Source organism: Pseudarthrobacter sp. NPDC092419 (genome assembly GCF_044755045.1).
Classification (GTDB): Bacteria; Actinomycetota; Actinomycetes; order Actinomycetales; family Micrococcaceae; genus Arthrobacter.
In genome coordinates this window covers 244,780-256,931 of the sequence record NZ_JBIVQF010000005.1, presented here as the reverse complement: position 1 = coordinate 256,931, position 12,152 = coordinate 244,780, and the positions used below count along the sequence as shown (strand labels likewise).

General features: G+C 64.6%; 9 protein-coding genes. 1 reads left to right on the top strand and 8 read right to left on the bottom strand.

The features are described 5' to 3' along the window. From ACIQC0_RS10740 to ACIQC0_RS10715, 6 genes are all read right to left on the bottom strand, one after another. Positions 1 to 93, bottom strand: a 93-nt coding sequence (locus ACIQC0_RS10740; RefSeq protein ID WP_400534842.1) for an NAD-dependent epimerase/dehydratase family protein, incomplete at its 3' end; no start/stop codon positions are given. Positions 94 to 179: 86 nt separating this feature from the next. Then, positions 180 to 2,372: an alpha-galactosidase gene (locus ACIQC0_RS10735; protein WP_400534826.1), complete on the bottom strand. Its 2,193-nt coding sequence runs from the start codon at positions 2,370 to 2,372 to the stop codon at positions 180 to 182. 127 nt (positions 2,373 to 2,499) lie between these two features. Further along, on the bottom strand, positions 2,500 to 3,831 hold the full coding sequence (locus ACIQC0_RS10730; RefSeq protein WP_400534824.1) for an ABC transporter substrate-binding protein: 1,332 nt from the start codon (positions 3,829 to 3,831) through the stop codon (positions 2,500 to 2,502). A gap of 71 nt (positions 3,832 to 3,902) precedes the next feature. Next, positions 3,903 to 4,736: a carbohydrate ABC transporter permease gene (locus ACIQC0_RS10725; RefSeq protein WP_377214912.1), complete on the bottom strand. Its 834-nt coding sequence runs from the start codon at positions 4,734 to 4,736 to the stop codon at positions 3,903 to 3,905. Between the two features lie 71 nt (positions 4,737 to 4,807). Beyond that, positions 4,808 to 5,743, bottom strand: coding sequence for a carbohydrate ABC transporter permease (locus tag ACIQC0_RS10720; protein WP_400534822.1), 936 nt, complete (start codon positions 5,741 to 5,743; stop codon positions 4,808 to 4,810). Continuing rightward, the gene (locus ACIQC0_RS10715) at positions 5,730 to 7,793 is read right to left on the bottom strand and encodes a beta-galactosidase (RefSeq protein ID WP_400534820.1); all 2,064 of its coding nucleotides are present in this window, start codon (positions 7,791 to 7,793) and stop codon (positions 5,730 to 5,732) included. Before ACIQC0_RS10715 ends, ACIQC0_RS10720 begins: the two co-directional genes overlap by 14 nt. 211 nt (positions 7,794 to 8,004) lie before the next feature. Between ACIQC0_RS10715 and ACIQC0_RS10710 the strand changes: the two genes are divergently transcribed. After that, entirely contained in the window at positions 8,005 to 9,021 is a 1,017-nt protein-coding gene (locus ACIQC0_RS10710; RefSeq protein WP_400534818.1) for a LacI family DNA-binding transcriptional regulator, read from the top strand. 6 nt (positions 9,022 to 9,027) lie between these two features. Here ACIQC0_RS10710 and ACIQC0_RS10705 read toward each other — a convergent pair whose 3' ends face one another. Further along, positions 9,028 to 9,789: a DeoR/GlpR family DNA-binding transcription regulator gene (locus ACIQC0_RS10705; protein WP_400534816.1), complete on the bottom strand. Its 762-nt coding sequence runs from the start codon at positions 9,787 to 9,789 to the stop codon at positions 9,028 to 9,030. Positions 9,790 to 9,932: 143 nt separating this feature from the next. Continuing rightward, entirely contained in the window at positions 9,933 to 11,939 is a 2,007-nt protein-coding gene (acs, locus tag ACIQC0_RS10700) for an acetate--CoA ligase (protein WP_400534814.1), read from the bottom strand. Between the last annotated feature and the right edge of the window lie 213 nt (positions 11,940 to 12,152).

Here is a 12,152-nt window from a genome sequence, read left to right as displayed (position 1 = left end):
GTCGATGACCACCACCTCGTGGCCGGCTTCCTGCAGGGAAAGAACAGTGTGGGAACCGATGTAACCGGTGCCCCCGGTAACCAGAATCTTCATGGACTTCCTTTGGTTGAACGGAGACTCCCCGCCGGTCCCATGATTAGTGGTACGGACCGGCGGGGCAGCCGCGGAGGATGCGGAGGCTAGAGTGCCGTGAACTTCAGCAGCAGCGCGTGTTCCGGGTTGAGGATGGGCATGGAGAGTCCTACCTCGGCCAGGAACTTACCGCCGGCGGTTGCGCCCTCGGCAGGCCAGGCCGGCGGCTGGGTCTGCGTGAAGGTGTGGCTGTAGTCGGTGTCGCCAGCGGTGGGGAAGACGGCCTCCACCCGGTAGTGCCGGTCCGGTTCCAGGCCCGGAATGCCAATCCGCCCCGGTTCCTCGGCTGCCGACGTGCGCGTGCTCACCAGGGCGAACAGCGCCGCCGTCGTCCCGGCCGCGGCAGGGGCGCCGGCCACCACGCCGTGCAGCAGCAGCGAGTCGTCGGACACGTCCGCGTGCACCCGGCGGCCGCTGTGGATGAGGTCCCGGTGCTCCTTGTACAGGGCCACCAGGCGCCGGAGTTCCTCGCGGTCCCTGCCCTGCACCTTCCGGACGTCCCATTCCATGCCGAAGTGACCGAACATCGCTGTGATGCCGCGGAAGGACAGGTCGTGGGTGCGGGCGGTGGTGTGGGAGGTGGTGGGCCCGATGTGGCTGCCCACGAGCTCGGGCGGTACCACGGCACCGGTCCAACGCTGGATGGTCTGCCGTTCCAGGGCGTCGTTGCAGTCCGACCCCCAGATCCGGTCCGTCCGTTCCAGGATGCCCAGGTCCACGCGCGCACCGCCGGAGGAGCAGCTCTCAATTTCGACGCCGGGATGCGCCTTGCGGAGCTCGTCGAACAGCCGGTAGGCGGCCAGGGTCTGCTCATGCACTGAGGACCGGCCCCCGTGGCCGTGCTCCAGCAGGTCGCGGTTCTGGTCCCATTTCAGGTAGCTGATGTTGTTGCCGGCCAGGAGCGCGTCGATGCGGTCGTAGATGTACTGCCAGGCTTCGGGGTTCACCAGGTCGATGACGTGCTGGTTGCGCCACTTCAGGGGCAGACGGCCGCCGTCTTTGTGCGCCACGGCGGACGGGCCCACAATCCATTCAGGATGCGCCCGGGCGATGTCCGAATCCAGGTTGACCATCTCCGGTTCCACCCACAGGCCAAACTCCATCCCGCGGGACGTGACGGCTTCGATGAGCGGGGTCAAACCGCCCGGCCACAGGGTCTCGTCCACGTACCAGTCGCCCAGGCCGGCATTGTCGCTCCGGCGGCCGCGGAACCAGCCGTCGTCGAGCACGAAGCGCTCCACGCCCAGGTCCGCCGCAGAATCAGCCAGCTCGATCAGGGTGTCCAGGTTGTGGTCGAAATACACGGCCTCCCAGGTGTTGAGCACCACGGGACGCGCCTTGCCGGCGGGCAGGCCGGTGGCGGTGGCAGGCAGCACATGGTGCGGCCTGGACCGGAACCAGCTGTAGAACGCCTCGGTGATGCCGTCCAGGCCGCGGTCCGAGTAGGCCGCGAACAGGGCTGGGGTGGTGTAGCTGCCGCCCGGGGCGAGGATAACCTCGGCAGGACCCAGGAGCTCGGAGCCGCCGATCATGGTGCGGCCGTCGCCGAGGGTATCGGCGAACTGTTCGTGGTTGCCGCTCCAGGCCAGGTGCGTTGCCCACACTTTTCCGTGACGGTTGCCGAAACCGGCCGTTCCGGCGGCAAACAGGAGGGAGGAATCGTGTCCGGTCCGGCCGTGCCGGCCGGTACGGACCCAGGTGCCCTGCTGGATGGGCCGTCGCTGCGGATGGCGTTCCCGGCACCAGCGGCCGGTCAGGTCCAGGAGTTCGACGGCGTCCGGCGCCACCGGCAGGACGGTTGCGAGTTCGTCCACCTGGAAGGGGGCAGTGCCGTCGTTGGTGATGGTGTGGCGCAGTTCCAGCAGGCCGCCGTCGTGAAGCGTCAGCGAGGATTCGACGCTGATGCCGGTGTCGTCGTCGGCCTGGACGATCGTGGCGGTGGTGCCGTCAGCCGTCACGGACGTGGTGCGGAGGCGGGAGGAGAAGTCGAGCCCGGCGGCACCGTCGGTGATCCGGTGGCCGCGCAGCCCCGGCCGGCCGCGCCAGGAGGAGGAAGCCTGCGGCAGCAGGCCGGCGGGGACGCGGGCGTCGATGGCCGAGTGCGGGACGGGTGCGGTGAGGATGGCCAGGTCCGGCAGCGTGGCGCCCAGGTCCGCGCCCCAGTGGATGACCTCAGCCTCCCCGCTGTCGAAGCTGATCACCAGGCTGGTGCCGGCGGAACGGAGGTGCAGGGGATCCATAGCTACTCCTACGAGGATGCCGAATGTGACGGCGGTTTTACCGGAAACAAGGTCACCATCCCCGCACCCGGCGGGGACGGTGACCTTTTTGGTGAGGGAGATAATCCCTTGTGGAGGTTCCCTTTAATTATTCCTTGACGGGGATCGACTGCGACTTGAGGGAGTCGATGGTCTTCTTTTCGCCGTTCTTGAGGGCGTCCAGGAGCGTGCCCTCGCCTCCGGAGGCCTTGCCGAATCCGTCCGAAACATCGGTGTAGGTCTGCGTCATGGTGGGACCCCAGGTGAAGTTCGGGTCGACGTTGGCTGATGCTTCGGCGAATACCTCATAGATCTTCTGGCCGCCGAAGTAGTCAACCCCGCCGGTGAATGCCTCAAGTTCCGTGGCCGACTTGGCTGCCGGGTAAAGCCCGCCCAACTTGTTGGCCAGAGCCAGGGCCTCAGGATCGGTATTCAGCCACAGCGCGAACTTCGCGGCTTCAAAGGGGTGCTTGGAACCCTTCAGCACTGCAGTGGAAGAACCACCCCAGTTGCCTGCCGTCTTGCCGCCGTCTTCCCACTGCGGCATGGGTGCCACGGCCCATTTTCCGGCGGTGTCGGGAGCGCCGCTGGCCAGGGTGGAAGCACCCCACACCGCGGAGACCCAGGTCCACTGCTGGCCCTTGTTGAAGGAAGCGTTCCATTCATCGGAGAAGGAAGGCAGTGTTGAGACCTGCTTCTTGTCCAGAAGGTCCTGCCAGTAATTGGCCACCTTTTCGGACTCCCCGCCTGCGAGATTCACTTCCCATTGATCGTTCTCGCTTGAGAACCACTGCCCGCCCGCCTGCCAGACGTTGCCGGCGAACCAGTTGACATCGCTGCGCGGGAAGTTCGTGATGTAGGAACCGCGGGCCTTGATCTGCTCTGCGGCTGCGGCGTATTCATCCCAGGTGGTGGGGACTTTGATGCCTGCTTCCTTGAAGAGGTCCGCGCGGTAGAACATTGCCATGGGTCCGCTGTCCTGGGGAATGGCGTAAACGGCGTCTTCCTCCCCAAAGGTGACCTGGCCCCAGGTCCAGTCAACGAACTTATCCTTGCCGTCAGCCACGCCTTCGCAGGCGGCGATGTTTTCGAGGCCGTCCTGTACCCGGAAGTTGGGGAGCGCGTCGTACTCGATCTGTCCGAGGTCCGGGGCATTGCCGGCCTGCAACTGGTTAAAGAAGTTCTGGTAGGTGCCCGAGTTACCGTTGGGGCCTGTCTGAACCTTCACCTGGATGTTTTCGTTTTCCTTGTTCCAGAGATCCACTACCTTGTCCATGCCCGGAACCCAGGTGGTGAAGGTCAGCTCGACCGGACCGGAGGACGGTTCACAGGTTGAGGTGGCTTCGGCTTCTGCGGTTCCGCCTCCGCTTGAGCATCCCGCGAGGGCCAGCGCTGAAGCGATGGCAAAGGCTGCAGTGGCTTTTCCGTAATGCGCGCGCATTTCTGTTCCTATCAAATGGGGTGGTGTCCCGGGCGGGTGCCGCGGAACGGTGAGTGAGGCAGCGGAAGAGGCTATTTGACGCTTCCGGCGCCCAACCCGCTGCTCCAGAAGCGCTGAAGTGCCAGGAACGTTCCGATGAGCGGGAGGATTGAGACGAGCGCTCCGACAATCACCAGGATGCGGAGCTCGGGGATTTGGCTGATCTGGCTGTTCCAGGCATACAGCCCGAGGGTTACGGGGAAGAGCACCTGATCGCGAAGCATGATGAGGGGCAGGAAGAAGTTGTTCCAGATCGCCACAAACTGGAACAGGAAGATTGTCACGAGCGCAGGTGCCATGAGCCGGGTGGAAACAGTAAAGAACGTCCGGACTTCCGAGGAACCGTCGAGCCGGGCGGCCTCCAGCAGTTCCGTGGGCACGCTTGCCGCAGCGTAAATACGTGCCAGATAGACGCCGAAGGGGCTGACCAGGCTGGGCAGGAAGACGGCCCATAGTGTGTTGGTCAGCTTAACTTCGCTGAAAATCAGGAACAGGGGGAGGGCAAGGGCTGTAGCGGGGACCAGTACGCCGCTCAGCACGACATTGAAGATTGCTTCCCGGCCGCGGAACTCGTACTTGGCCAAGGCGTAGCCGCACATGGCTGCTATGACGGTGCCCAGCAGGGCACCGAGCCCGGCGTAGAGCGCACTGTTCGCCAGCCATCGTCCAAAGACGCCATCGTTGTAGGTGAAGAGGTTTCCCAGGTTGGCGAAGAACGTGGAGACGGACTCCGCTGTGAACCACAGCGGGGCCGTGCCTGTGATCTGTCCGCCGGTCTTGGTGGAGGACACCAGGAGCCACCAGATGGGGGTGAGAAAGTACAGCGTAAAGACACCCATGACGAGCATGGCAGCTCCGCGGGACATGATGCTGTGCCGGGGTCCGCGGGAAGTGGCCTGTTCGAAACTCTGTGTCTTTGAAGTAGTCATTGCCGTGCTCATTGGGTGACCTTCCGCTGGGTTGCCTTGAGGAAGACGAAGGACAGGACGAACGTTGCCAGCGCCAGCACCACGGAGAACGCAGCGGCAAGGTTGTAGTTGGGGACAGACGCGGTGGTGTACACCGCCAAGTTGGGCGTAAACGTGCTGCTGATGGCGGAGCTGAAGCTGCGCAGGGTCTGCGGTTCAGCCAGGAGCTGGAGCGTTCCGATAATCGAAAACACGCCGGTGAGGATGATGGCAGGAGTGACGAGTGGAATCTTGATGCGCCACGCGATCTGGAAGTTGCTGGCCCCGTCCAACCGGGCCGCTTCATAGATTTCAGTGGGGATCGCCAGGAGGGATGAATAGATGATCAGCATGTTGTAGCCCACGTAGACCCAAGTGACGATGTTGGCCACAGCCCAGAGGACCAGTTCTGCCGAGAGGAAGTTGACTCCTGAGGTGACGGCCTCAAACGGGGAGAGCGTCGGCGAGTACAGGAACCCCCACATGATCGCGGCGATGACGCCGGGCACGGCATAGGGGGCGAAGAATGCGAGCCTGAAAAATTTCTTGCCTTTCAGCAGCGGGGAATCGAGCAGAAGGGCGAAGAGGAGGGCGAGGCCCAGCATGATGGGGACCTGAACCACACCGAAGAGGAGGACGCGGCCCACGGATTCCCAGAATTCTGTGTTCTGGAATACCTGTTGGTACTGCGCCAGCCCGCCGAAGACCTGCTGCGGGCGCCCGAAAGTTCCCTTGCGTTCCACGGTCAGCAGCGACTGCACCACGGCGAAGGTGATGGGGACTGCATAGAAAGCCAGGAAGAGAATGGCGAAAGGCGCGATAAAAAGGAAAACCGAGCGGCGCTGCGCGCCGGTTGTCTTCGGTTTCCGGCTTCGGGGCAACCCCGGCGCCGGGGCCGGAGCAATGGTTGGTTTAGTCACTTTCATCATCCTTTTGACCGGTGCGAAGGCCATGGGTTGGGGATTCGGGATTGGCAGTGCGGACAACCCGTACGGCGCCCGCAGGGATGGCGACGACGTGGGAGACGTCCTCGCCCGTAATGAGCTCGTGGCCGTGCACCGCGTACTTGTGCTCCTCATCAGAATGGTTGATGAGGAAGACATAGCCGTCGTCCGTGCTGGAGCGGACAACAACCTCGAGCCCTTGCGGAGAGTCCAATACTGAGATTCCCGACTCACCCGCGGCCTCGGCGACAACCTCGCGGATGCCGGCCGGATCAAGGGCGGTACCGATGTACCAGGCGGTTCCGGCACCATAGCGGTTGCGGGTAACAGCCGGCGTCCCTGCCCGGTGGCCCTCGCTGAACGACGCCCTGGCTTCCGCGCCCTCGAGGCGGGTGGCTTCTGTCCAAAGGGATGCGGTGGATCCGTTGTCCAGGGCCAGCGTCTGGCCCGGTGTCAGCGGATAGAACTCTTCGGACCGGATGCCCAGCAGGTTCCGGAACGCGCCCGGATATCCGCCAGTAAGGACCTTCTCGTTCTCGTCCACGATGCCGCTGAAGTACGTGACGACGGCGTGCCCGCCACTCCGCACGTACATCTCCAGCGCTGAAGCCTCGTCCTCGCGGACAAGATAGAGGCCCGGGACGACTGCGAGCTTGTATCCGGAGAGATCAGCACCGGGAGCGACGATGTCGACGGTGACCCCGGTCTCCCAGAGGGCCTTGTACAGGGCGTGGACCTGGTCCAGATAGCGCACGTCCGAGGACGGGTGTGATTCCTGGTCGTAGGCCCACCATGCCTCCCAGCTGAAGATCAGGGCGGCCTCTGATTGCACTTTGGTGCCAGCGACTTCCTTGAGCTTCGCCAGGATGCTGCCCAGTTCCAAGACCTCCCGCCAGATCCTTGAATCGGTTCCGGTGTGGGGCAACATGGCCGAGTGGAACTTTTCGCTGCCCTGGACGGAAGCGCGCCATTGGAAGAAACAGAGCCCGTCGGCCCCGCGGGCAAGGTGTGCAAGGGAGTTCCGGAGCATCTCGCCCGGGACTTTGGCGATGTTGCGGGGCTGCCAGTTCACGGCCGAGGTGGAATGTTCCATCAGCAGCCACGGCTGGCCCTGGGCAAGTCCGCGGGTGGCATCGGCGGCGAAGGCCAGCTCCACTATGGGGGAGTCGAGACGGTGGTCAAGGTAGTGATCGTTGGCAATGACATCCATGTGGGGCGCCCAGGACCAGTAGTCCAGGTTGCGGATGTGCGCCGTCACCATGAAGTTCGTGGTGACCGGAACCGTGCTGTGCTCTCTCAGGATCTCCGCCTCAGACCGGTAGTAGCCAAGGAGCTCATCAGAACTAAACCGGTGAAAGTCGAGCACCTGCGTGGGGTTGTTGGTGGAGACCGTGGTTCTCGGAGGCAGGATCTGGTCCCAGGCGGAGTAGCGCTGGGACCAGAACGCTGTGCCCCAGGCGCTGTTGAGTGCATCCAGGGTGCCGTAACGGGCGGCCAGCCAGTCGCGGAAAGCGGCGGCGGAGACGTCGCAGTAGCAGAGGGCGTTGTGGCATCCCAATTCGTTTGAAACATGCCATAGCCGCACTGCAGGATGCGAGCCATACCGCCGTACTACTTCGCCCACCAGCCGGAGGGCGTGTTCCCGGTACCGCGGTGAGCTGGGGCACCACGCCTGGCGCCCGCCGGGCCATGCCCGTACCCCTGCGGCCGACTCCGGGAGGATTTCCGGATGAAGGGTAGTCAGCCACGCAGGGGTGGACGAGGTGCCGGTGCCAAGGTTGACGCCGATTCCGTGTGCGTGGAGCAAATCCAGTACCTGGTCAAGACGGTCAAAGGAGTAGGTCCCGGGGGAGGACTCCAGTTCGGCCCAACCAAAAATGTTTACCGCAACGAGGTTGACTCCTGCCTCTTTCATGAGGCGGACGTCCTCCTGCCAGACGGCGGGATCCCACTGTTCAGGGTTGTAGTCGCAGCCGTAAACGAGCTGCCCGTTCCCGGAAAGCTCGGCAACTGACGTGTTGGTGGGGTTCAACCCTGCTCCTTCGGCTTGCGACGGACGCGCAAGACGGGGAAGCCCTGGTCTTGGACGCTGTTGTCTCAACGAACTCTGTGAACGCTCCCAGACCGACGCAAAAGTTGTGATGCGCATCATCTGGGAACGTTCCCAGAGTACGGTGCCACCTGAGGCCATGTCAATGCCGGCGGCCGGACATTCACCGTCCCGACTCCGCTAAAGTACAAATATGTCGCTGACACGCACCCGTGCCCGCCGCGCCACCATCAACGATGTCGCGGACGCCGCCGGTCTTTCCAGGGGGACCGTTTCACGGGTCATGAACGGGGAGAAGTACGTCTCCGATGAAGCCAAGCAGGCCGTGGAAGAAGCTATTGCACGGGTTGGATATGTCCGCAATAGCGCCGCACGCAACCTGGTTACCCAGGAATCCCGGGCCATTGGGCTGATTATTCACGAACCCCACTCGCTGCTGTTCGAAGACCCCAACATCGGCTCCATCCTGCTGGGCGCCAATGAGGTGCTGTCGAAGGCTGATTACCAGCTGGTTTCGCTCATTATTGATTCCGACCGGGACAGCCGGAGGGTGGCGGATTACCTGCGCGGTGGCCTGGTTGACGGTGCAGTCATCATCTCGGCGCGCGCTTCAGATCCCATTGCGGCAGCCATAGCGGAGATTGGTTTGCCCGCGGCGTTTGTCGGCCACCCGGAGGGAACTCCCGCGCTGCCATACGCAGCCATTGACAACGTTGAGGCCGCCCGCAGCATCACCAACAGGCTGCTGGAAACAGGGCGGGAACAGGTCGGCATGATCGCCAGTGCCTTGGACCGTGACTCGGGAAAGGACCGTCTTGCCGGCTTCCGGGTGGCGATGGGCGACCGCTTTGACCCGAACCTGGTGGTGGAATACCCCTTGTACACCTATGCCGCCGGTCTGGAAGGAATGCAGGAGCTGCTGAGGCGGGCCCCCCGCCTCGATGGGGTTTTCGCGGCGTCAGATGCCGTAGCGGCCGGCGCCATGACGGCATTACAGGAGGCGGGGCGGCGGGTTCCGGAGGATATAGGAATTGTGGGTTTCGACGACAGCAGTTGGGCCCTTCGCTGCAGGCCTCAGCTGTCCACCGTCCGCCAGCCGGCTGACCTCCTGGGGAGTACTGCCGCTGAACTGGTCCTGGCGCAGCTTCATGGGTTGCCGGGGACGCCCCGCGTCCTGGAGACGACCATCATGTGGCGGGGATCAGCATAACCGCGCCTAAGCGGGCACCACACGCAGCTTCGCCCGTTCGCCAACGACGCGCCGGGCTTCGGCGCTGAGCCCGGCATCGCTGATCACCTCGTCCACGTCGTCCAGGGCTGCGATGGTGCTGATCCCCAGCATGCCCCACTTGGTGTGGTCGGCCAGGACCACGGTCCGCCGGGCAGCGGCCATGAAGGCGCGGTCCGTCTCCGCCTCGAGCAGGTTGGGTGTGGTGAAGCCGGCACCGGCATCCATGCCGTGGACACCCAGGAACAACAGGTCAAGGTGAAGCTGCCTTAGCGCACCCGTCGCGATGGGACCAACCAGGGCGTCCGACGGCGTGCGTTCGCCACCTATCAGGATCACGGCAGATCCGCCGGGGTGGAAGAGATCGGCGATCCTCATCGAGTTGGTGACCACCGTGATGCGCGGCCCGCCCACCAGTTCCCGGGCCAGCGCCCACGTAGTGGTGCCCGCGCTCAGGCCGACGGCCATCCCTTCCTGCACAAGGGCGGCTGCGGCCACCGCAATAGCCCGCTTTTCGGCGGTCAATCGGGTGGATTTCAGCTCAAACCCGGGCTCGTGCGCGCTGGCGTCCCCGGGAAGTTTCGCACCGCCGTGGATGCGCTCAAGCTTCCCGTCCTCTTCCAGTTGCTCAATGTCGCGCCGCACCGTCATCAGCGACACGCCCAGCTGGGCAGCCAGATCCGAAATCCGCACCACCCGCTCCCGCTGGACAGCATCCACAATGGCCTGATGTCGGGCTGCTGCAAGCATGTGACCGGGTTCCTTAGGGCAGAGGCAGGGGCTGGTCCCAGTCTAGGGCCACCCAAACGCGAAGGAGTGGCAGTTATCCGGAAGCGTGCGTCAAAGGCAAGGAACGAGCCAGTACGCGTAGGATGACTGCCACTCGGCAGCCCCTACTTCCGCAGGGACGCCGCTATCTGGGACATGATGGTCGGGTCCGAGAGGGTGGTGGCGTCGCCGGGGTCGCGGCCTTCGGCGACGTCCTTGAGGAGGCGGCGCATGATCTTGCCGGAGCGGGTCTTGGGAAGTTCCGGCACCACCAGGATGTTCTTGGGCTTGGCGATGGGGCCGATTTCCTTGCCCACGTGGTTGCGCAGTTCCTGCACGGTGGCGTCGCCGTTGTTGACGGCGTCACCGCGGAGGATAACGAACGCGACGACGGCCTGGCCGGTGGTTTCGTCCGCGGCACCCACCACGGCTGCCTCGGCCACGGACGGGTGCGAGACCAGCGCGGACTCGATTTCCGTGGTGGAGAGCCGGTGGCCGGAGACGTTCATGACGTCGTCCACCCGGCCGAGCAGCCAGATGTCGCCGTCTTCGTCCTTCTTGGCGCCGTCGCCGGCGAAGTACATGTTCTCGAACCGGGACCAGTAGGTGTCCTTGAACCGTTCCGGGTCGCCCCAGATGCCGCGGAGCATGGCCGGCCACGGTTCGCGGATCACCAGGAAACCGCCGTGGCCGTCGGGTACGGACTCGCCGTTCTCGTCCACCACGTCCACGGCGATGCCGGGCAGCGGAACCTGCGCGGAGCCGGGCTTGGTGGCGGTGACACCGGGCAGCGGGGCGACCATCTGCGCGCCGGTTTCGGTCTGCCACCAGGTGTCCACGATGGGGGTCCGGTCTGCGCCGATGACCTTGCGGTACCACATCCAGGCTTCGGGGTTGATGGATTCACCCACGGAGCCCAGGACGCGCAGGGAGGAGAGGTCGTACTTGTCCGGAATCTCCCGGCCCCACTTCATGAAGGTCCGGATGGCGGTGGGGGCAGTGTAGAGAATGGAGACCTTGTACTTCTCCACGATCTCCCACCAGCGGCCCTGGTGCGGGGAATCGGGGGTGCCCTCGTACATGACCTGGGTGGCGCCGTTGATGAGCGGCGCGTAGGTAACGTAGGAGTGGCCGGTGACCCAGCCGACGTCGGCCGTGCACCAGTAGACATCCGTTTCGGGGTGGAGGTCGAAGACTGCCCTGTGGGTGTAGGCGCCCTGGGTGAGGTACCCGCCGGTGGTGTGCAGGATGCCCTTGGGCTTGCCGGTGGTGCCGGAGGTGTAAAGGATGAACAGCGGGTGCTCGGAGTCATGGCCAACGGCGGTGTGCTCGGTGGAGGCGGCATCGACGGTGTCCGCCCACCAGTGGTCCCGGCCCTCGGTCCAGTCCACGTCCTGCCCGTTGCGCTTGACCACCACCACGTTCTGCACGGTGTGGCCGGCGGCGGCGAGGGCCTCGTCTACGGCAGGCTTCAGGGCGCTGGGCTTGCCGCGGCGGTAGGTGCCGTCCGCGGTGACCACGAGCTTCGCTTCGGCGTCGTCGATCCGGGAACGCAGGGCATCCGCGGAGAAGCCCCCGAACACCACCGAGTGCACGGCACCGATCCGGGCACAGGCCAGGAGCGTGATGACGGCCTCGGGGATCATGGGCAGGTAGACGGCCACGCGGTCGCCCTTGGCCACGCCAAGGGATTCGAAGGCGTTGGCTGCCTTCTTGACCTCTTCGGTGAGCTGCGCGTAGGTGTAGGTGCGGGTGTCGCCGGGCTCACCCTCGAAGTAGATGGCAACCCGATCACCGCGGCCGCTTTCCACATGCCGGTCCAGGGCGTTGTATGCGGCGTTCACCTCCCCGCCGACGAACCACTTGGCGAACGGCGGGTTGGACCAGTCCAGGACCTGGTCGAAGTCCTTGCTCCAGGTCAGCAGCTCGCGGGCCTTCTTCGCCCAGAACGCGGGACGGTCCGCCGCCGCTTCCTCGTAGTCTGCGGCGGTGACGACGGCGTTCGCGGCGAACTCGGGGGACGGCGCAAAAGCCCTGGTCTCCTGCAGCAGGTTTTCGAAGGCGTCACCTTCCTGGCTGGACTGCGCCTGGACGGGAGCGGTAGCCGCGGAGCTGGTTGCGTGCTGGGACATGTGAACCTCATCATTCATCGATCTTTGCTGCGCGGACCTCCGCCATGGGCCGGGCTCCGCCGCTTGCATGGCAGGCGCCCGCCCGGCGGAATTTCCGCAAAGAGCTGTTCCGGGTTCAAGGGTAATGGCTGCAGCGGCCTGCGTGTGTGCCGTGTCACAAGGCAGCCCGTGAGCGGCGTTTATTAAGCGGTGAATGGTCCGCCGGGGGCTTCG